Origin of the sequence: Paraburkholderia sp. BR10923 (assembly GCF_040948765.1) — a bacterium.
Taxonomy (GTDB): Bacteria; Pseudomonadota; Gammaproteobacteria; order Burkholderiales; family Burkholderiaceae; genus Paraburkholderia; species Paraburkholderia youngii.
Window position 1 is genome coordinate 49,990 of the sequence record NZ_JBFPKO010000028.1, and the last position, 20,318, is coordinate 70,307.

The following is a 20,318-nucleotide window of genomic DNA, read 5'->3' on the forward strand; positions in this document are numbered from 1 at the left end:
TCCCCGCTTACTTGGTCGAGATTCCGTGATCGAGCGAAGCAGCGGGCGACCAGTCGCGGATCGGCTGCAGACGGCGGCGCAAGAGCGCGATCACCTCGTCGTCGCTGCGCACCGGCGCGCCCGGCAAGCGCACGAAATGCCTGGCGAGCTTGCGGTGCTGACGCGTGACGAGCAGCAGCCAGATCTGCGCGATGTCGATGCGATCGAACACGACCGCATCCTCGTGACCGTACTTCTCCAGGTTCGCGGCGAACTCCTTCGTGAGCTCGCTGAAGTGCGTGCCTTTGCGGACGTGGTGGTAGATGTGATAACCGGCGTTGAAGACGCGCGCATTGAAACGCGAGTCGATCGTATTGGTGCTGCTCGTGTACGGGTTGTCCGGATGATCGGGGTCGATGAACGCGTGCTGGACCCAGTTGCCGATCATCATCATCAGCCGCACGAACACGAACGGAAACACGAACACGACCAGCGTCGCCCGCAGGTTCCAGTACGCGGCCGCGCCGATCGCCGCGTAGAACGCGATCTCACCGACGAGCAGTTGGCGCATCAGCTTCGTATTGCGCGAGCGCCACAGATAGACGCTGAGCTCGACCGGCACCAGCGCGGCGAAGCGCAGGTAGTAGTGCAGAAAGCCGATGACGCTATCGCGCTGAAACCGCATCGTCGAACTCAGGTCGCGTGGCAGGTTGTCGTCGATGTGATGCATGCCCATGTGATGGACATAGAACGTGCCCGGCGTCTGGCCGAAGAACGGGCACAGCACCCAGTCGAGCAGGATTTCGAGCGCACGGTACTTCTTCCTGAAGAGCCGCCGATGCAGCGTGCAGTGGTAGCTCATCGTGAAGCGGTCGCCGAACATGTTCCAGACCACCACATAGGCCACGCCCGCCCACCAGGGAAAGTGGCCGAGCCAATACAGCACGGCTGCGGCGGGGATGAATATCAGCGCGCACTCGATGTAGAGCCACAGATGCGGCAGGTCGCGACGATCGTTGAGCAGGCGGTACATGGCAGTTTCCTTCAGGGGCGGTTGCAGTGGTCAGTCAGGAAGTAGGGATTCGTTTCAGGTTGGCTCGGGCAGTTCGATGACGCCGCTATGGCCATCGACCTTGAGTTGCATGCCCGACTGCACGCGCGTGGTGAGGCCCGGAATCTGCACGACGGTCGGTATGCCGATTTCGCGTGCGACGATCGCGGCATGGGTCAGCGGACTGCCGCGCTCGATCAGCAAGCCGGTCGCCGACGCGAATACCGGGACCCAGCCGGGGTCGGTCCGATAGGTGACGAGGATGCCGCCGTCGAATTCGTTCGCTTCGCGCACGACCTTCGCGCGCCCTTCGGCGAAGCCCGGCGAGCAGGGCGTGCCGCGCAGCGTCGCGCCGGCCGCATGGGCGGGCGCCGCGTGCAGCGCGGCGAGGTTCGCCGGCTTGCTGAGCCAGGCCGCTACGGGACCATGCGTGAGGAAGCGTGGCGGCAGATCATCCATCGCGCGATAGCTCGCGTCGTCGCGCTTGCGCTGCTCGATGAGCGGGCGCAGTTCGCGGTGGGACACGGTGCCTTCGAAGCAGCCGCGAATTTCGTCGAGACGCAGATGGAAGATGTCGCGGCCTGTGGCCAGCACGCCGTCGGCGGCGAGACCCTCGCCGATCGCGCGGAACATCCGGCGCGCGACCCCGAACGCGCGCGAACGGCAAAAGCGCACGGTCTCGCGCGCCCGGATCGCGGCGCGCACGCGGCTGCGTGCGCGGGCAAAGATCCAGCGCTGCAGCGGATTAAGCCGCTCACGCAACAACGCGTCGATGCGCGCTTCGGTGGCGCTGCGATCGATCGTCGCGGCGCCATGCGCGAGCGAGGCCTTCAACATATCGAACAGCACGCCCGGGTCTTCGCGCAGATCGGGTTCTTCGAGCTTCAGCTCGTTGTTGCTGCGGTACGCGAAGTCGGCGAGGTAGCGCTCGACGTCGGCGACGATCTCCGGCGCGCCGCATTCGCGCAGCGCCGCATACGCTTCGGCTGACGGCGTGTTGCGGATCAGCGCTTCGACCCGCGGCTTCGACCGCACGGCTTCCGCCAGCGCGGCCAGCCTGCGGACCGGCTCGATCGACTCGATGTCATCCATGCCGCCGATCACCGCCACTTCGAGCCAGTCGGGCGCATCGGGAATCCACCGCTTGATCAGGCGCCGGAGCACGCCGTAACTGAGACCGATCGCCGATTCGAGCACGATCATCATGCCCCAGCGTGCCAGCAGCGCCCGCTCGAAGCGGCAGTAGTGCGCATAGACGGCATCGGCGGGATGCGAGCGATAGTCGAGCGCGTTGAACTCGTCGTAGACCGGATAGAAGAACGCGCGGAAGCGCTCGACGTTGCGCTCCAGCCGCGCGAAGTGCCACGCGAACTTCGTGCCGCTCACGGCGCGGATGCAGGCGAGCGCAGCGCGCGAGCCGGCCTTGTACGGCGCGATCAGCTCGGCGAAGCTCGCCAGATCGAGCGGCTCGTCGACGCCCATCTGGACTTCCATCATCTTGCGTCCGAGGTCCTGGAACGGCGCGAGCCCGGACAGCTTGTACCAGTGCAGCAGGTTGTAGTACACGCGCCCGTTCAGGAACGCGAGCGTCGAGCCGAGGAAGCCGTCCATCTCGCGCCGCTGCTTGTGCGGAATCGCGAGCAGCCGGCAGAACTCGCGGAACACCTGCGCATAGACGTGCTGCGCGAAGGTGAAGGTCAGTTGCGTGGTCACGCCGGGATAGTTCTCGACGATGTTGGAGTTGTCCCACAGCTGGAATTCGCCGGTCCGCGATGCGGCCGGTGCGACCGGCGTGGTCACCGGGCGCGCCTGCAGAATCCACAACTGGTGCTCCGCGATACACCATTCGATATCGAGCGGCTCGCCGAACCTGCTTTCGAGCGTGCGGGCCGCTGCCACGACGCGCTCGATCTCGTCGTTGGAAAGGGCCGCAGCATCGCGCAGCGCGGCCGGCACCTCGCGGATGCGGCGGCCGTCATGACGCTCGCGTTTTTCACCGATCACCACCTGCTTGTGCTGCCCGGTGTGGCGGTCCACGGTGATCGTGTCGGCGTCGACGGCGCCCGACACGAGTCCTTCGCCGAGCCCGTAGACGGCGCTCAGCACCAATTCGTCGCGGTTGCCGTTGGCGGGGTTGATCGTGAACACGACGCCGCTCGTGTCCGCCTGAACGAGGCGCTGCAGGATCACGGCCATGCCGGCGCCGGCCATGTCGAGTCCGTGCTGATGCCGGTAGCGCAGCGAGCGCTCGGAATACGCGGAGGCCCAGCACCGGCGCACGTGTTCGAGTGTCGAGTCGAGCCCGCGTACATCGAGGAACGTGTCGAACTGGCCTGCGAACGAGAAGCTCGCGCTGTCTTCTTCGACACCTGACGAACGCACCGCGAGCGGTCCGTCTCCGATCGCATCGTGCGCGCGTGCAATGTCGGCGCGCAACGCGGCGCTGATGTCGCACGTCAGCACGGCCTCGCAAATCCTGCTCGCGATCGCGGCGGCGTTGGCGGGCGTGAAGTCGCTGAGCAGCGTGGCGATGGTTTGATCGAGGCCGCCGTCGCGGCGGCACTCCGCAAAGCAGTCGGTGCCGAGGATCGCCCAGTGCGGCACTGCTACACCGAGGTTCGCCAGCCGATGGAGCGATCGTCCCTTGTTGCCGGCGAGCCGCTCGATGGCTTCGGCCGGACTTGCTGCGGTGAGGATCAAACGTGGCGATGCTGTTGGGCCGGCGCTGCTGCTTGCGTCGAAGCTCTCGTGCTGTGCGTAGCTCTTGCCCGCTTCGAATTCGCCGCATGCGCGCGCAATGGTGTCGAAATTCATTGAGGTCCCCGTTGCTCAGGTGCTCGACGAAGCGAGCAGGTCTCTTGCTTCCTCGGCGGTACCGCGTCCGCCGTGAGCGGTCTGCGGAAAGCGCGCGTGCAGATGCGCACCGAGGTTGATCCAGTCGTAGGCGGCGTGGATCGTGCCGCGCCAGCCCGACGCCGTATCGAAGCTCGCCGGAAACTGCGGGTCGCCGCCGAGGTTGCGCAGACGCTGCGCGAGCTCATCGGCCAGCGCGACGTAACGCTCGGCATCCGGTGCCGATCCGATCGAGCACTGTTCGAGTTCGCGGATGCCGTCGATCAGCGCCGCATCGAGAGGCAGCAGCCGGATCGCGTCGAGCGTCGCTTCTTCCATCGTGGACTGCGGCGTCACGCCGTGCGCGCCGAGCGTGACCATGCAGGCGGTTTGCATCATCCGTTGCAGCGCGTACTCGAGCACCTTCCATTGGCCGCGCCGCAGTGCGCCCTGGGCGTCCTCGCGCGCATTTTCGAGGCCGATGTTGGCCCAGACCATCTCGAGGCCCGCTTCGGCGAAGCGCCCGGCGGGCATCGGCAGCAACTGGGCACCGCTCGCGCGGCCGGCCGCGAGGCGTGCGCCGTCGATCGAGATCAACGGCGCACGGGACACCGGCGTCGAAGTCGCCTGCTGTCGTGCGTGGATTTCTCCGCTGCCCTTCCAGCGCAGGCTGACGAGACCCAGCCGGCTGAAGTCCGCGATCAGCGCGCGCTGCCGGCTCGCCGCCTGCGCGTCGCCACGGCTGGCGATGGCCGTGCATGGGGTGTCGAAGGTGATCGCACGCCAGGCCTGGGCGGCTTCGTCGTCGAGCGCAAAGACGTCGCTGCCTCGCAGCACATGGACCCGTTCGCCGATCTGCCAGGTCGTCGCGTCCTTGCCTGGGCCGATCAGCACGTTCTCCGCCGCGAGGCTCACACCGCGGACGCCGAACTCGCGGAGCAGCGCGACCCCCGCCGCGAGGAACGCGCTTTCGGCGCCATGCTCGCGCGGCGCGTGCAGCAGGTTCCACAGACGGCCGGCGAGACCCGCGTCGACAGCCGCGCGTTCGAGTTGCAGCGACAGCCATTTCGGGCTCATGTAGCACTCGCCGAGCCGCGCCACATGACTCTTCGCCGCATGAAACGCGGCGGTTCTGATCCAGGCGCGGGCGTAGTCGGGCTCGCCGAGCGCGAACATCGCGACCGCATAGCGGCCGGTCTGGCGCGCGAAATCCTCGAACCACAGCGCCACCGCCTCGCAGAGCGCGTCGCGGCCAAGCTCCGCTTGCAGCGTTTCGATCAATGCCGGGTTGTCGATCGGCAGCGCGCCGATGAAGCGCTGGCACCGTTCGAGCAGATTCCACGACAGGCGCGCGACCGCGCGACGCCCTTTGCCGAGCGCTGCGCGAACCTGCGCGAGCTCGCGGCGCAGGCGCGCCGGACTCAGCAACCTGACTTCGATGCGGCGGCCGTCGATGAACAGGATGTACGGCATCGTGGCCGGCTCCAGCCCGCTATCGACGATCGCGACGAAGTCGACATCGGAGCGCTCGTTGCCGAAACCTTCGGCGATCGAGCCTTCGAGAAAGACGGCGCTCGGTGCCCGCTGTTCGAACTGGGCGCTCAACGCGGTGCGCGCTTTTTGCCAGAGCTCGGCGAGAATCGGATCGGTCATCAACATGGTTAGGCTCCCTGAGCGTCAAGCCGTGCGCGGCACGAAGTAGCCCGCCGCGATCCCATAACGGAAGATCCTGCGCAGCAGCGTTTTGCCCGTCGCGCGAGGCAGGGCCGGCAGGATCGCGGCGGTTGCGTCGCGTGCGAAGCGCACCTGGCGCGTCAGGTACGACTCGTACAGCTTCACGACCTCGTCGTAGTAGCGCCGCTCGAGCGGCTTCATCGCGGCGGCGTCGAACACATGCCGCGGCACATAGCGAGGCACGTGAAACGACGGGAACTCCGCGCAGACGTCGTTGATTTCGCGCAGCGTGGTCGGCGCGCCCGAGGTCAGATGCAGCGTGCGTCCGCGCACCAGCGGGAACTTCACCAGTGCCTCGACGACGCAGTCGGCGACCCAGTCGATCGGCACGATGTTCAGCGTCGCGCCGTAGTCGCCGGGCATCGTGCGCACGAGTCCCGCGGCCGTCAGGCGCACGACGGTGTAGAGCGTGTCGAACTTGCGGATCACGCCGCTCGCCGAGTCGCCGACGATGATCGACGGGCGCAGCACCGCGGCCGGCAGACCGCTGCGCATCGCAGCTCGCACCGATTGTTCCGCGCGGTACTTGCTCTGCTCATACGGGTTGCCCAGCCGCTGGCCGAGGTCCAGATCGTCCTCGCTGAACACGCCGGGACGCTCGCCGCAGACATAGGCGGTGCTCACGTAGAGCAGCGGAATCGGCGCTTCGTCGCGAGGTTGCGCGAACTCGACGATGCGCTCGGTGCCGCGAAAGTTGATCGCGTCGTAGACCTCGGGCTTGCGGCCGAAGCTGGTGAGCGCGGCACAGTGGACGATCGCGCCCGTCGTCGCGCGCAGCGCCTCGTAGGTGTGCGGATCGAGCCCAAGCTGGGGTTCGGCGACGTCGCCCCGCACACACGCGAAGGTTCCGGCCGCAGGCGTGTGGCCGTCGTACGTGGTTGCCGCGAGCGGCGTGCCGTCGTTGCGGACAACCGGTCCTTCGGAGCGCAAGAATGCGACGACCGGGTAGCCCATTGCCGTGAGCCGGGCGATCACTTCGGCGCCCAACAGACCTCGCGCACCGGTGACGAGAACGTGCTTATTCATCGTGGGTGACCATCCAGGGTTGCGTGTCATTTGAGGAGAATCTCGGCCAGCATTCCGAGCTCGACGGCGACGATGAAGCGCGTGCCCGCCCAGCGTGGCCGGCTCGGCCTGCTCGCGGGGCCCGGCCGACTCGCGTTGAGCCAGACGAGCCATACGAGTGGCAGCGTCGCCGCATAGATCGAATAGGTTTGCGACAGGCCTGCGAGGCGCGACAGCGACACGTTGATGCCGAGCGCCAGCATCAGCAGGACATTCAGCGCGACGCGGATTTCGCGCGCCGACAGGTGATAGGGCTGCAGTGCGGTGGTGCCGACTTTGCGCGAGAACTTCCAGAATTCGTAGCCGGTCCACATCGAGCCCGCTACGCACATCACGGCATAGAAGCTCAGTTCGCGGCCAGCCATGTCGCGCCACCAGAAATAGCCGTACATGAAGACCGCGAAGGGCGCCCCCTCGAATGCGGGAAAGCACAGCAGCGGGCTGCTCGGGAGCAGCCGCTTGAATACGAACGGCGCGGCGAAGGCGAGGGCGGTGGCGGCAGCGGCGGCCGTCCTCGCGTGCCCCATGCCGGTGTTCAGCGCAACGAGCAGCAGCGCGCTGGTCGCGAGGCTGGCGACGAGACGTGTGCGTCGTGCCTCGCGGCGCGCCAACAGCGCGTGCCCGGCGGGATAGTCGCGTTCGAGATCGTCGAGATCGTCGATCAAGCGAAGCTGGACGAACAGCAGGAGAAAGGACACGAGGCCGGCCAGCACACGCCAGCCCGGTTCAACGGCGACGCCGGCGATCCGTCCGTACAGCAGCAGCGAGCAGACGAACGCGCCGGCGATCGGCAGCGCTTCGGCGGCCAGCGGCAAGCGGCCGAGCGTGTTGCCGACGGCAGCTGCCGCGGCCGCAAGCCGGCCACGTCTTGCCTGCGCGGTGGCCAGCGAAAGGCGCGGGCTCATGTACGCATCCCCTCGTTGGCGTCCACGCGGATGGCGGCGTGCCGGATGCACAGGTCCACGAGCGAGCCGACCGTGAAATACGTTTCGGCGTGTTCTTCGTTCAACGCTTCGAGCGGCAGACGGTCGATGCCGAACGCCTGCTCGACCGCGACCACCGCTTCGACGAGCGATAGCGAGTCGAGGCCGAGATCGGCGATCAGCGAACTCTCGAGGTGAATCTCTGCGTTGAAGTCGCGCTGATGCTCGCGGCAGACGCGCAGCAACTGCGTGCGTACGATGCCGAATACGGTGTTGCGCAGCGACGCATTTTTCGGTGTGCTGGCCATGCTGGGTTCCTTTTCCGTTCACGCGTTGCTCGGCGCGGCGTAGCGCCACGGCAGAGTCTGGCCACCGGCCAGGATGCCCTGGGGATGCGCGAGCGCGACCGGCTCGATCGCCAGTTGCAGGCGGACGAGTGCGAGCGGTCGCTCCAACGCTTGTTCCCAGCGGTATGAGAGGGGAATGCGCGCGCGCTTGCCACGCAGCCATGCGCGGTGCAGAAAACGATGGACCCAGAAGTTCGGCCACCACGGCGCGGTCAACGCGGTGCCGAGCAGACCGACGATGCGCGCGCGCATCGGTTCGAGGCCGCAGTCGAATGCGAGAAGCGAGGTCTCGCCGGCCCAGTCCTGTCCATAGCCCGTCAACACGTGCAGCAGGTCATGAATGCAGCCGCTGCGCTCGATGAACCACTGACGGTCCGGGCCCGGCAGGATTTCTTCGAGACCGGCGGCCAGCCGGCTTGCTTGCAGCAGACCATCGGCGCTGTAGCCGCTGCGCTCCATCATCGCCATGTAGGCGCGGCCGAACGAGCCGGGCGGCAAGCGCAGCAGCGTGTCGGAATCAGCGAGCGTGTCGAGCAGCGACGGCTGCTCCGCAATCAGCGCGCCGGCGCCCGGCTCGCTCAGAAAGCGCTGGTACATCGTCTCCATCTGACCGCCGTCGAGCGCGATCATCACTTCGTAGGCGTGCTGAATGTCGTCTACGTTCTCCCTCAACGCCTTGATCGCTCGCAACGCGCGCGGCCAATCGATGTGGCGTCGCGCCAGCGCGTCGTCCTTCAAAGTTGCTGTCATCTGCGGCTCCCGGCAAAGATCAAGAGGGCGGGTCACGAGTGGCGATCGACCGGTGCCACTTCTTGCGGACGCTTTTTGCAGGGTTCATGCCAGTCATCCGTTGGCACCACGCAAGTCGTCCTCATCCCCTGCAAGAACGGAACGAAGTGCCCAGATCTCAAAAGGCGGGGCGGGTATCGCGCGGATTGAAGCGGTGTCGGCGCATTGCCGACGCACGTTGGAGGAAAACCCCTCGCAGCTCTTGAATGTCGGTGCCGGGCCAACATCCGAAGGAGATCTGTTGGTTGCAGCTCGACTGCATGACGTCTGTACCGGCCCGGTTCACATGCCAACGTCCAAACATCTAAACGTTCGGATATATCGCCCGGCCTTTTGAAATCTGGCGGCCTGCTTGCGTCATTGCCTCTGACGGGGACTCACTTCGCGCAGCTAAAGAATGCCTGGCACGAACAGTGCACCAGGAGCGCGAACAACGGGTGGTGCCCTTTGGAATTCCTGGAACTCACGAGGACGGAGGTAGAGCAATGAATCAGGCCTGGAAGGCGAAAGCGGGGCAGTTCCTGCCGGGGGCGAATCTGACTGTGCTGCCGCACTGGGAGCGCGACGCGGTGCCGAGCTACGATCGTGCCGAAGTCTCGGTGCCAGGGCGCCTTCACTTCGCCGTGTTCGACTTCATGCAAATGATGCCCGGCTTCGGCGGCGGCGGACTCGGCGTATCGACGAGCACGGTCGGACACCGGATTACCGTCACGAAGACGAACAACGGCGAAGGCGGCTGCGACGTGCCGAGCGGGCGGCACATGCTCGAGTTGTTCAAGCGAACGGTCGGCTACGCACGCGACGACATCCGTGTCGATCGGCTGCGCAGCATCCAGCATCAGCACAGCGGCTTCGGCTCGAATGTGTCGTTCAACACCGCGACGCTCGCCGGCTTGAACGCGTTGTTCGGCTCACCGTTTTCGCCGCACGACATGTGGGAAATGATCACCCGCAACTACGTCGAGACCGCGAAGGATGACGAGCACGTGTATTTCGGCCTCGAGACCGGCGTCGGTGAAGCTTGCCTGTTCTTCGGCGGGCTGGTCTGGGTCGACGAGAAACACGGCAACGGCCGTTTCCTCGGCAACCTGAGTTCGGAAAACCTGTGGGTGACCACCGCCGTTGGCAACTACGACACGCTATCGACCGAAGCGCTGCGTGCGCATGGCGAAGGCGCGGACATGTCCGGCTCCACCGAGGCCGGTTTCGTGCCGACGCATTTCGTCGAGTGGCAGAAGCGCTATGGCACCGCTTGGCGAAACTTCATCGAACAGAAACTGCGGCCGGCGCTGCATCGCAACGACCTGTTCGCGTTTCTGAAGCACGGCTGGGAACTCAACAGCATGAGCAACATGAAGGTGCTCGAAGGCATCTTCCGGACCGACGTGATGCGTGAGTTCGACGAGACGATGCAACGCGAGGGCGCGGTGTACGCGGGGATGAGCAGCGCGGGTCCGGGCTTCTATGCGTTTTCCGACTGCGAGGAAAAGGCGAAGCACCTCTCGGCGGTGATGCGGCATCGGTTCAGTGAATTCATGAGCGAGATGACGGTGGCCCGCGCGGGCCAGAAGATGTCGATCGACGTCGCCGTCTAGCCGCGCCCTTTTTCGACCCCTTGCGACCCCTTGCGACCCCTTGCGAACCCTCGCGAAACTTTCCACTGAGACTGATCGAACATGGCCAAGCGCGTCACCTTCGTCAACACGAACCAGATCAAGCCGGCGATTGCGCCGATTGCCTTCGACTATCTGTCGGCGCCGATGGAGCGAGCAGGGTTCGAGCTCAACTTGCTCGACCTGTGCTTCTCCGACGATTGCGAGGCGGCCATTGCCGAGCACTGCCACACCGCCGCGCCGGATTACTGGGGGGTGACGCTGCGAAATACCGACGACGTCTATTTCTCCAGCGGCTACAGCTTTCTCGAACGCATCAGGGACATCGTCGCGATGCTTCGGCGTGCGCGCGCGGTCCCGATCGTGATGGGCGGCGCGGGCTACTCGGTGATGCCGGAAAAACTGCTTGCGTACCTCGACGCGGACTTCGGCATAGTTCGGGAAGGCGAATTCAGCTTTCCCGAACTGCTGACCTGCCTCGAAGAAGGCAGGAGTTTCACGCACATACCCGGCTTGGTCTACCGCGATACGGCCGGCGTGCATGCTACGCCGCTCGCGCCCAACACATGCGGACCGTTGGCCAGCATAGGGCCTCACAAACGCGAGCTGGTCAACAACCCGCACTATTTCGCCAAAGGCGGCCAGATCGGCATCGAAACGAAACGCGGCTGCAATCGCTCCTGCATCTATTGCGTCGAGCCGCTGATCAAAGGCCGCTCGGTGCGCATGCGCGAACCCGATGACGTCGTCGCCGAGATGGCATCGCTCGAGGAGCGCGGGGTCAACGTCTTTCACATCAACGACTCGGAATTCAATCTGAGCGTCGCGCATCCGATGGCGCTGTGCGCCGCCATCATCCGGCACGGGCTCGCCGGAAAAATCCAGTGGTATGCGTACGGGATGCCGCGGCCGTTTCCCGACGAACTCGCGGCCGCGATGAAAGCGGCCGGTTGCGTCGGCATGAACTTCGGCGTCGATACCGCCAGCGAAACGATGCTGAAGATACTGCGCCGCACCTTCAGTGCTCCCGACATCGAACATGCGGTCAATACCGCGAAGCGCCACGGCCTCGAGCACATCATCGAACTGCTGTTCGGCGCACCCGGCGAGACGCAGGAGACCGCTCGCGAGACGATCGAGTTCATCAAGCGGGTCGATCCGGAGCGCGTTTCGGTCACGGTCGGGCTGAGGATTTTTCCGGGCACCGAGCTCGAACAGATGATCCGCCGCGAAGGCCTGCATGCCGGGAATCCGAATCTGCACGGCCATATCGAAGGCAACGACGATCTGCTGCACCCGGTGTTTTATCTGCCGACCGCATTGGGCCCGGACCCGCAGCAGTTCGTTGCCGATCTGATCGGCAATGACCGGCGGTTCTTCGGGACCAATGCGAGCCTGTTCAACTACAACGCGAACGACGCGTTGGTCGAAGCGATCGCGCAAGGCGAACGCGGCGCGTATTGGTCGATCCTGAACCGGATCGAGAAACGCTTCGAAGCGGCCCATCACGCGCGCGCTTGTCACCGCGCGTCGGCGGACGGCGGCGATCCGGACTGGACGCCGATCGAGATTTTGCCGATCGAGCAAAGCGCCTGACGCGGGATGTGATGTCCGAAGCGGCCAGCCATCCGCTGGCCCGTGTACTTTCAACGCAGGAGGAGTGCATGCTTTTAGAAAACAGCCAGCCTGAGCCGTACAGGATCAAGATGGTCGAGCCGATCAGGCTGATCGACCGCGAGCAACGGCAGGCGCGGCTTGCCGCTGCCGGGTACAACGTGTTTCGCCTCGAAGCCGACGACGTCTATATCGATCTGATGACGGACAGCGGCACCTCCGCGATGAGCGCGAACCAGTGGGCGGGCATCATGACCGGCGACGAGTCGTATGCCGGCTCCCGCAGCTTTACCAAGCTGACGCAGGCGGTGCGGGACATGCTCGGCTTCGAATACGTATTGCCGACTCACCAGGGACGGCCGGCCGAGCACTTCCTGTTCCGGACCCTCGTGCGCCCGGGACAGGTGGTGCCGTTCAACGCGCCGTTCGATTCGACCGAGGCGCACGTATCGATTGCCGGCGGGACCGCGATATCGTGTGTCGCCGAAATCGGCTACCAACCCTCTGTCGAGCATCCGTTCAAGGGCGACGTGGATGTGCAGAAACTGCGCAACGTGATCGAGAGCGAAGGGCGCGACAACGTTCCGCTAATCATGGTCTCGCTGACGAACAACGCGGGCGGCGGACAGCCGGTATCGATGGCGAACCTGCGCGCGGTGAAAGCGTTGGCCGATGAGTTTGCGATTCCCGTGTACTTCGACGCGGCGCGCTGCGCGGAGAATGCTTATTTCATCCAGCAGCGCGAGAGCGGCTATGCGAACCGGTCGGTGGCGGAAATTCTGAAGGAGCAGTTTTCCTACGCCGACGGCTGCACGTTCAGTTGCAAAAAGGATGCGCTGGTCAACATCGGCGGCTTGCTCGCGACACGGTCGCGCGTGCTCTACGAGCAGGTTGTGCCGCTGCTCGTGCTGCACGAAGGCTTCGTCACCTACGGAGGGATGGCAGGCCGCGATCTCGAAGCGCTCGCGATCGGTCTGCGCGAGATGGTCGACGACAGATACCTGCAACACCGCGTGGGTCAGGTCGAACGGCTAGGGGACACACTGCTTGCCGGTGGCGTTCCGATTCTTAGGCCGACCGGTGGACACGCGGTGTATGTCGATGCGGCCGCCTTCCTGCCGCACGTGCCGCGCTCGGAGTTCCCAGCCGAGGCGCTGGCTTCCGAGCTTTACCTGGAGGGCGGCGTGCGCGCCGTCGGTCTGGGCTCTTTGGCGTTCCTGAAAGAAGATCCATCGACGGGCGCGCTCAGCGCCCCGAGGCTGGAACTGCTGAGGCTCGCCATTCCTCGCCGCGTCTACACCGATAGCCACCTCGCGGCGGTTGCGGCGGCGTTGATCCGGGTCTACCAGCGACGCGATGCGATCCGCGGTATGCGCATCGTCTCGGCGCCGCCGATGCTCAAGCACTTCACCGCGGTGCTCGCGCCGATCGAGGCCCATGACGAGGTGTTTGCGGAGAGCCGCGAAGTGATGGTCTGAGGTGATTTCATGTCGAATGCCGTGTTCGAAGCGCTTGAGCTCAAACCGCATGCTTATCCCGGCGTGCTGGTCACGTTGTGCGGCGTGGATGGGGCCGGGAAGTCCTCACTGATGAAAAAGCTCGAAAGCGCGTGTACGCGTGCAGGGCTCAATTGCGTGACGACGTTTACGCCGACCAGTCGCATCCGCAAAGATGCGGTGTTCCGGGATATGGTCGACAGCCACTGGCATACCTCCAAAGCGAGCTCGGAGCCCGACGCAAGCGTACGTCGCGTCGACATGCTGGGCATTCTGCTGTCCATCATGGGCGACCTCGTCCAGCATCTGACCGACACGGTCATACCGGCACTGGAACGTGGCGACGTAGTCTTTTGCGACCGCTACGTGTTCACCTCTCAGGCCGAGATCGGCACTCGTTCCGATCCGGCTGCGACTGCGCCGGTGCTCCGCAGCATCGCTGGCCATGTGCTGCGTCCCGACGTCGCCTTTGGTCTGAACGTTTCCGGCGCGACTTCACACCGCCGCGTGCGCTCAAGGAACGACGTGACCGACCAGCCGCCGCCGATGAGTTTTCTGACGCGTCAGGTGGCGGCCTATCGCGCCGTGTTCGACGTCAATGGCGTCGTCGCGCTGGATGGGGAGCGGAGTATCGACGAGACGTACCGCGCGGCAATCAGTCGTATCGCGGCTATCGAACGGGTTGCGGGGCGGTTGGGCCCTATCGCGGCGGAACACGCTGCACGAACCCTGGCGGCATGCTGAGGCTTCGACCTGCACCGACACGCCGCGTCCTGGCGTCGAGGTGGGCGACAAAACGCACGTCGACACGTTTTGGTGAGCATGTCAGTACGGTCTCCGAGTCGATTCACTAGGCTGCCAACGGGACAGCGCCTGTACATTTGATTTCATCGAGGCAAACGCTGGACTTGACTCCGCTCACGCCCGGAATACGCATCAGCGTATCCAGTAGAAACTCCGACAGCGCTTTCAGGTCGTGCGCGACGACTTTGAGCATGTAATCGATATCACCCGTTACGACGAAGCATTCCTGAACCTGGGTGAGTTCCGAGATCATTCGCTTGAACTTCGACAGGTCGCGCACATGGCCTCGCTCCATCGTCACCTGGATGAAAGCCACTACGCCGAAGCCCAGCAGCTGCGCGTCGAGCCGCGTCTCGTAGCACTTGATTACGCCCATTTCCTCGAGCCGGCGATGACGCCTCAGCGTTTGCGCGGGCGACAGCTTGATCGCCTCCGCCAACTCGAGATTGGAGATGCGCCCTTGCGACTGAAGAATCTCCAGCAAACGCACGTCGATTCGGTCGATGTCGATTGTGTGCACTCTTATTTCCTCGTTCGGCAGTGAAATGAAATATTAATGCACAAATCAGGGTTTGTCTGCGTCCGCTAGGAAATCCTATTGCATCGATAAAAAATTAAACTGATTCCAGATGTTGCTGCGACACGAGCGCGTGTGCTGGGAAGGTGGTCAGATGGGCAGGTGGCTCGAGGGGCCTTCCCCTGCGTGACGAATGGGAAATTTTCTTTCATTGTTCCAACATGCCTCCGCATCAGTCAGTGCCCGTCGATCGCCACCAATCATTCATCCTCCGCTGAACCTGAGAAATCATGGCCGACCTGTTTGACAATCCAATGCAACTGATGGGCTTCGAATTCGTTGAATTCGCCTCGCCCGCACCCGATGTCCTCGAACCGCTGTTCGAGCAGATGGGCTTCACACTGGTGGCTCGCCACCGTTCGAAAGACGTGCTGCTTTACCGCCAGGGCGAAATCAACTTCATCGTGAATCGTGAGCGCAATAGTCAGGCCGCTTACTTTGCCGCCGAACATGGCCCGAGTGCTTGCGGCATGGCATTTCGCGTGAAAGATTCGCACAAGGCCTACGCCCGCGCGCTGTCGCTGGGCGCTCAGCCGATCGAAATCGCAACCGGTCCGATGGAGTTGCGATTGCCGGCAATCAAAGGCATTGGCGGCGCGCCGCTTTATCTGATCGACCGCTTCGAAGACGGCAAGTCGATCTACGACATCGATTTCGAGTTCATCGAAGGTGTCGAGCGCCGGCCGGCCGGTCATGGCTTGCGCCTCGTCGATCATCTGACGCACAACGTTTATCGCGGCCGCATGACGTATTGGGCCAACTTCTACGAGACGCTGTTCAACTTCCGGGAGTTGCGCTACTTCGACATCGAGGGCGAATACACGGGGCTCACGTCGAAGGCGATGACGGCGCCGGACGGCAAGATCCGCATTCCATTGAACGAGGAGTCCGGCAAGGGGAGCGGCCAGATCGAAGAATTTCTGATGGCCTTCAACGGCGAGGGCATTCAACACATCGCCTTCCTGACCGACGATCTGATCGCGGTGATCGACAACCTGCAGATGGCTGGCGTGCCGCTGATGACCGGGCCGAACAGCTACTACTACGATGCGCTCGAAACCCGCCTGCCAGGCCACGGTCAACCGGTTGGCGAATTGCAGTCGCGCGGCATTCTTCTCGATGGAACGACTGCGGATGGATCGCCGCGCCTGTTGCTACAGATTTTTTCCAAACCGCTGCTTGGCCCCGTTTTTTTCGAATTCATCCAGCGCAAGGGCGATGAAGGTTTCGGGGAAGGCAATTTCAAGGCGCTGTTCGAGTCGCTCGAACGCGATCAGATCGAGCGGGGCACGCTGAAAGTTTGACGCGCATGCAACCCGTTCATCGCCGCTTCAACCATACCTATCCCAGCAAGACACGGCACCGGCGTCACAAGCGTCGGCTGTGAGGCCTCGGCATACTTCGCCTGCTCTGACCCGAGCAGGCGAAAAAAGCGAAGCGTGGCGTCCAGAACCAACCGCAGGACACAGGAGACAACATCGTGGCACACCAGCAACAGGGCACGCTAAAGCGCGGCCTGAAGAATCGTCACATTCAGTTGATCGCGCTAGGAGGCGCAATCGGCACGGGCCTGTTTCTCGGCATCGCGCAGACCATCAAGACGGCAGGGCCGTCCGTGTTGCTTGGGTACGCGATCGCGGGCATCGTCGCTTTCTTCATCATGCGGCAACTCGGCGAAATGGTCGTCGACGAACCCGTCGCAGGTTCTTTCAGTTACTTCGCAGGAAAATACTGCGGGCAATTCTCTGGCTTTGTTTCCGGGTGGAATTACTGGGTGCTGTACGTGCTCGTGTCCATGGCGGAACTGTCGGCCGTTGGCATATACATGCAGTACTGGTGGCCAGGACTGCCAACGTGGGTCTCCGCACTCGTGTGCTTCGGCGTGATCAACGCGATCAACCTCACGAGCGTGAAGTCATACGGCGAACTCGAATTCTGGTTCTCGATCGTCAAGGTCGCGGCGATCGTTGGCATGATCGGCTTCGGCGGCTATCTCCTGATTTCGGGCCATGCGGGTCCTGAGGCGGGGGTGACCAATCTGTGGCGCCACGGCGGCTTCTTCCCGAACGGCGTGTCGGGTCTCGTGATGGCGATGGCCGTCATCATGTTCTCGTTCGGTGGACTGGAACTCGTCGGCATTACGGCCGCCGAGGCCGAAGATCCTTCGCACACGATCCCGCGCGCGACCAACCAGGTGATCTACCGGATCCTGATTTTCTACGTCGGCGCACTCGGCGTGCTGCTGTCGCTGTATCCGTGGGAAAAAGTCGTCGCGGGCGGTAGTCCGTTCGTGCTGATCTTTCACGCGATGAATAGCAACTTCGTCGCCAACGTCCTCAATGCGGTGGTGCTCACCGCCGCGCTGTCGGTGTACAACAGCGGTGTCTATTGCAACAGCCGCATGCTTTACGGCCTCGCAGGCCAGGGCAATGCGCCGCGCGCTCTGCTGAAGGTCAACGCGCGCGGGATTCCGCTCGTCGCGCTGGGTGTGTCCGCCGTGGCGACGGCCGCCTGCGTGGTAATCAACTATCTGATGCCGGGCAAGGCATTCGAGCTGCTGATGGGGCTCGTCGTCTCGGCGCTGATCATCAACTGGGCAATGATCAGCATCATTCATTTGCGTTTCCGCGCTGCGAAAGCGCGCGCCGGTGAGACGACCCTATTCCGCAGCCTCGGTTATCCGCTTACCAACTATCTTTGCCTGATCTTCCTTGCCGGCATTCTGGTCGTGATGTGGCTGATACCGGATCTGCGCATGTCGGTCTACCTGATCCCCGTTTGGCTCGTTGCGCTGGGCGTCGGCTATCGCGTGCGCAACAGGCGGGCGGGCGCCTCGGTTGCCGTTGGCGTGCCGACGCGCTAGGCACCGCGCTTTTGCGATCTTTTGGCCTGATTCAAGGAACTAGCATGTTTGAACACATCGATGCCTATGCGGGCGACCCGATCCTCACTTTGAACGAAAACTTCGCGAAGGATTCGCGCGAGCACAAGGTCAATCTGAGCATCGGCATTTACTACGACGATCAAGGCCGCTTGCCGGTGATGCAAGCGGTACGCGAGGCCGAAGGACAACTGCTCGCCGAACTCGGTCCCAAGCCGTACCTGCCGATGGCGGGCTTCGCCCACTACCGCGATGCCGTGCAATCGCTGGTGTTCGGCGACGACTCGGCGGCGCGTACCGAGGGGCGCATCGCGACCGTGCAGACCTTGGGCGGCTCGGGCGCGCTGAAGGTCGGTGCGGATTTCATCAAGCGCTACTTTGCGGGCTCGCGGGTATGGGTCAGCGATCCGACGTGGGAAAACCACCGCTTCATCTTCGAGCGCGCGGGATTCGAAGTCAATGCGTACCCGTACTACGACGAGTCGAGCGGCGGTCTGAAGTTCGAAGAGATGCTATCGGCCATCGACGCTCTGCCGGCGCGCAGCGTCGTCCTGCTGCACGCGTGCTGTCACAACCCGACGGGTGTCGATCTGAACGACGCGCAATGGGTGCAACTGATCGAGGTCATTGGAAAGCGGAACCTGCTGCCCTTTATCGACATGGCGTACCAAGGCTTCGGCGCTGGTATCGACGCCGACGCATTCGCGATTCGTGAACTGGTGCGCCAGAACGTGCCGGCGTTGGTGGCCAATTCGTTCTCGAAGAACTTCTCGCTGTATGGCGAGCGGTGCGGCGGACTGTCGGTGATTTGTGAGTCACCGGACATTGCCGCGCGCGTATTGGGTCAATTGACGAGCGCTGTGCGCGCGAACTACAGCAATCCGCCGACGCATGGCGCGAAGATCGTAGCGCGCGTGCTGACCACACCGGCGCTGCGGCAATCGTGGCAACAGGAGCTTGCCTCGATGTGCCGGCGCATCATGCGCATGCGCGCGGAGATCCATGAACGCCTGCGCGGCAAGGTGCCGGACACGATGCTCGCGCGCTACCTCGAGCAGCGCGGCATGTTCACGTACACGGGGCTGTCGGCGGAGCAGGTCGACACGCTGCGCGAACGGCACGGCGTCTACCTGATTCGGTCCGGGCGCATGTGCGTCGCCGCGCTCAATGACAACAACGTTGCGACGGCGGCGCAGGCCATCGCCAAGGTCATCTCGCGCGCAGGCGATTGACAGCACCGCAGGCTGAGCGCGCCAGCCTGCTACGCGATGTCGTCAAATGCGCCGTCCGTCCATGTCAGTTTCGTCGCGCGCTCGCGTTGCCGCTGTGCTTGAGCGTCGGATCGATCAACGAAGCCTTGACGTCCACCGAAGACGCTTGCCCGAGCTTCGCGTAGCCGCCCTTGAGCCATTCGTCGGCGACTTCACGGCCATGCTCGAACAGCGTGCTGAGCAATGACCAGGACGTGCTGCTCTTCGACACGAATCCGAACTTCGCCAGAAATTCGTCGTCGCGAATCAGGTGAAACCTGACGGGCTTGTAGCGGCTCTTGCTCGCCGCTTCCTCGCCGACCGAATCGAGCACGTGGTTGACCGCTTCGATCGCGTTGATCTCCAGCACCACGGACGCGTTGAAACCGATTTCATTGAGCCGTTCGAGAATGCCGCGCGCATCTTTGGGCGGCATATCGTGGCGCACGAACGGATTCGCGAGCACGAGAATCAGGTCGTGGGCGTGCTCGATCAACGGCGCCAAAGGCGGGTTGCCCAGATAACCACCATCCCAGTACGGTATGCCGTCCACGCTGACGGTGCGAAACTCGTTCGGCAGGCATGCGGAAGCGCGCAATACGTCAATCGAAATAGCGGGGCGGGTGAAGATTGCGCGTTGGTTGGTTCGTACGTCGGTTGCGCAAATGAATAGTTGCGGGCCGTCGCGCGTCGTATTGAGCGCGGCGAGATCGTGCTCGGGGAGCGCGGAACGGATCACCGGCCCGAGCGGATCGCGGTAGAACGGATTGCCATAAGGCGAAGCGACGAGTCCGACGGCCTCCAGCATGATGGCGGCGGGATTCCAGTCGATATTCCAGCCGCCGAATGGGCCAGGTTCGGAAAAGCCGAGGAGCGCGTTGCCCGCCAGCGCGCCGGCGCGCGATACCGCTTCCCAAAACGCGCGCAGCATGTCGCGTGCTTTCGTTGCCCCGCTGGTCGCGAGACCCGCCGCGCACAGCGTCGCATTGATGCCGCCCGCGCTCGCGCCGCTGATTGCCGCGATATCGAGTGGCATTGCCTGCGACGAAGCCTCCAGCAGACGGTCGAGCACACCCCACGTGAACGCGCCGTGCGAACCGCCGCCTTGCAGGGCAAGCGCGACCTTGGGGCCCTTGTGCCGCGTCGAGTTCCGAGGTTCCTCCATCGTCACGGCTCCTTCGCGTCTTGATCGCGTTCCGGCAATCTTACCCGTAAGTGTCACGCGTTTGGTCTAGCCTCGCCAGACGCGGCTGCGGGTTTGTCTCGGTTAAACCGCCGCCCGGCAGCAGGTACAGTGTGAGGCGATTTGCGGCGGGCCGGGGCCCAAACCTCGGCCGATCGATACTATTAATAGTCGCAAGCG

The 20,318-nt window shown here is 63.8% G+C and carries 16 protein-coding genes; 7 read left to right on the plus strand and 9 right to left on the minus strand.

The window, feature by feature from the left end:
- Positions 1–7: 7 nt before the first annotated feature.
- From AB3X94_RS34655 to AB3X94_RS34685, 7 genes are read right to left on the minus strand one after another with little or no spacing between them, the layout of a single operon-like run.
- A complete protein-coding gene (locus AB3X94_RS34655; protein WP_368613862.1) occupies positions 8–1,012 on the minus strand; it encodes a fatty acid desaturase in 1,005 nt (334 codons plus the stop codon).
- Positions 1,013–1,066: 54 nt separating this feature from the next.
- Entirely contained in the window at positions 1,067–3,844 is a 2,778-nt protein-coding gene (locus tag AB3X94_RS34660; protein ID WP_368613863.1) for a phosphoenolpyruvate synthase, read from the minus strand.
- A gap of 15 nt (positions 3,845–3,859) precedes the next feature.
- Positions 3,860–5,521, minus strand: coding sequence for a nucleotidyltransferase domain-containing protein (locus AB3X94_RS34665; protein ID WP_368613864.1), 1,662 nt, complete (start codon positions 5,519–5,521; stop codon positions 3,860–3,862).
- 18 nt (positions 5,522–5,539) lie between these two features.
- A complete protein-coding gene (locus AB3X94_RS34670; RefSeq protein WP_368613865.1) occupies positions 5,540–6,622 on the minus strand; it encodes an SDR family oxidoreductase in 1,083 nt (360 codons plus the stop codon).
- Positions 6,623–6,648: 26 nt separating this feature from the next.
- Positions 6,649–7,566, minus strand: a complete 918-nt coding sequence (locus AB3X94_RS34675) for a hypothetical protein (RefSeq protein ID WP_368613866.1) — start codon at positions 7,564–7,566, stop codon at positions 6,649–6,651.
- A complete protein-coding gene (locus tag AB3X94_RS34680) occupies positions 7,563–7,892 on the minus strand; it encodes an acyl carrier protein (RefSeq protein WP_176111891.1) in 330 nt (109 codons plus the stop codon). Before AB3X94_RS34680 ends, AB3X94_RS34675 begins: the two co-directional genes overlap by 4 nt.
- A gap of 18 nt (positions 7,893–7,910) precedes the next feature.
- Positions 7,911–8,681, minus strand: a complete 771-nt coding sequence (locus tag AB3X94_RS34685; RefSeq protein ID WP_368613867.1) for a Coq4 family protein — start codon at positions 8,679–8,681, stop codon at positions 7,911–7,913.
- Between the two features lie 524 nt (positions 8,682–9,205).
- Between AB3X94_RS34685 and AB3X94_RS34690 the strand changes: the two genes are divergently transcribed.
- The 4 genes from AB3X94_RS34690 to AB3X94_RS34705 all read left to right on the plus strand — a co-directional run bounded on the left by AB3X94_RS34690 (position 9,206) and on the right by AB3X94_RS34705 (position 14,187).
- Positions 9,206–10,315, plus strand: a complete 1,110-nt coding sequence (locus tag AB3X94_RS34690; RefSeq protein WP_368613868.1) for a hypothetical protein — start codon at positions 9,206–9,208, stop codon at positions 10,313–10,315.
- Between the two features lie 81 nt (positions 10,316–10,396).
- Entirely contained in the window at positions 10,397–11,929 is a 1,533-nt protein-coding gene (locus AB3X94_RS34695) for a radical SAM protein (RefSeq protein WP_368613869.1), read from the plus strand.
- 68 nt (positions 11,930–11,997) lie between these two features.
- Complete coding sequence (locus AB3X94_RS34700; RefSeq protein ID WP_368613870.1) at positions 11,998–13,425, plus strand: tryptophanase; 1,428 nt, start codon at positions 11,998–12,000, stop codon at positions 13,423–13,425.
- A 9-nt stretch (positions 13,426–13,434) separates the two neighbouring features.
- Positions 13,435–14,187, plus strand: coding sequence for a dTMP kinase (locus AB3X94_RS34705; RefSeq protein WP_368613871.1), 753 nt, complete (start codon positions 13,435–13,437; stop codon positions 14,185–14,187).
- Positions 14,188–14,293: 106 nt separating this feature from the next.
- On the opposite strand, the gene AB3X94_RS34710 is transcribed toward AB3X94_RS34705, so the two are convergent.
- On the minus strand, positions 14,294–14,767 hold the full coding sequence (locus tag AB3X94_RS34710) for an Lrp/AsnC family transcriptional regulator (RefSeq protein WP_013094327.1): 474 nt from the start codon (positions 14,765–14,767) through the stop codon (positions 14,294–14,296).
- Between the two features lie 287 nt (positions 14,768–15,054).
- On the opposite strand from AB3X94_RS34710, the gene hppD reads away from it, so the two are divergent.
- The 3 genes from hppD to AB3X94_RS34725 all read left to right on the plus strand — a co-directional run bounded on the left by hppD (position 15,055) and on the right by AB3X94_RS34725 (position 18,937).
- A complete protein-coding gene (gene hppD / locus AB3X94_RS34715; protein ID WP_176111897.1) occupies positions 15,055–16,128 on the plus strand; it encodes a 4-hydroxyphenylpyruvate dioxygenase in 1,074 nt (357 codons plus the stop codon).
- Between the two features lie 173 nt (positions 16,129–16,301).
- On the plus strand, positions 16,302–17,687 hold the full coding sequence (locus AB3X94_RS34720) for an amino acid permease (protein WP_368613881.1): 1,386 nt from the start codon (positions 16,302–16,304) through the stop codon (positions 17,685–17,687).
- 44 nt (positions 17,688–17,731) lie between these two features.
- A complete protein-coding gene (locus tag AB3X94_RS34725) occupies positions 17,732–18,937 on the plus strand; it encodes an amino acid aminotransferase (RefSeq protein ID WP_368613872.1) in 1,206 nt (401 codons plus the stop codon).
- 64 nt (positions 18,938–19,001) lie between these two features.
- Here AB3X94_RS34725 and AB3X94_RS34730 read toward each other — a convergent pair whose 3' ends face one another.
- The gene (locus tag AB3X94_RS34730) at positions 19,002–20,120 is read right to left on the minus strand and encodes a patatin-like phospholipase family protein (RefSeq protein ID WP_368613873.1); all 1,119 of its coding nucleotides are present in this window, start codon (positions 20,118–20,120) and stop codon (positions 19,002–19,004) included.
- Between the last annotated feature and the right edge of the window lie 198 nt (positions 20,121–20,318).

What these genes read in the sequence shown, in the direction of transcription:
- AB3X94_RS34655 (WP_368613862.1), bottom strand. Translation starts at nt 1,012, where the DNA reads ATGTACCGCCTGCTCAACGATCGTCGCGACCTGCCGCATCTGTGGCTC.
- AB3X94_RS34660 (WP_368613863.1), bottom strand. Translation starts at nt 3,844, where the DNA reads ATGAATTTCGACACCATTGCGCGCGCATGCGGCGAATTCGAAGCGGGC.
- AB3X94_RS34665 (WP_368613864.1), bottom strand. Translation starts at nt 5,521, where the DNA reads ATGTTGATGACCGATCCGATTCTCGCCGAGCTCTGGCAAAAAGCGCGC.
- AB3X94_RS34670 (WP_368613865.1), bottom strand. Translation starts at nt 6,622, where the DNA reads ATGAATAAGCACGTTCTCGTCACCGGTGCGCGAGGTCTGTTGGGCGCC.
- AB3X94_RS34675 (WP_368613866.1), bottom strand. Translation starts at nt 7,566, where the DNA reads ATGAGCCCGCGCCTTTCGCTGGCCACCGCGCAGGCAAGACGTGGCCGG.
- AB3X94_RS34680 (WP_176111891.1), bottom strand. Translation starts at nt 7,892, where the DNA reads ATGGCCAGCACACCGAAAAATGCGTCGCTGCGCAACACCGTATTCGGC.
- AB3X94_RS34685 (WP_368613867.1), bottom strand. Translation starts at nt 8,681, where the DNA reads ATGACAGCAACTTTGAAGGACGACGCGCTGGCGCGACGCCACATCGAT.
- AB3X94_RS34690 (WP_368613868.1), top strand. Translation starts at nt 9,206, where the DNA reads ATGAATCAGGCCTGGAAGGCGAAAGCGGGGCAGTTCCTGCCGGGGGCG.
- AB3X94_RS34695 (WP_368613869.1), top strand. Translation starts at nt 10,397, where the DNA reads ATGGCCAAGCGCGTCACCTTCGTCAACACGAACCAGATCAAGCCGGCG.
- AB3X94_RS34700 (WP_368613870.1), top strand. Translation starts at nt 11,998, where the DNA reads ATGCTTTTAGAAAACAGCCAGCCTGAGCCGTACAGGATCAAGATGGTC.
- AB3X94_RS34705 (WP_368613871.1), top strand. Translation starts at nt 13,435, where the DNA reads ATGTCGAATGCCGTGTTCGAAGCGCTTGAGCTCAAACCGCATGCTTAT.
- hppD (WP_176111897.1), top strand. Translation starts at nt 15,055, where the DNA reads ATGGCCGACCTGTTTGACAATCCAATGCAACTGATGGGCTTCGAATTC.
- AB3X94_RS34725 (WP_368613872.1), top strand. Translation starts at nt 17,732, where the DNA reads ATGTTTGAACACATCGATGCCTATGCGGGCGACCCGATCCTCACTTTG.
- AB3X94_RS34730 (WP_368613873.1), bottom strand. Translation starts at nt 20,120, where the DNA reads ATGGAGGAACCTCGGAACTCGACGCGGCACAAGGGCCCCAAGGTCGCG.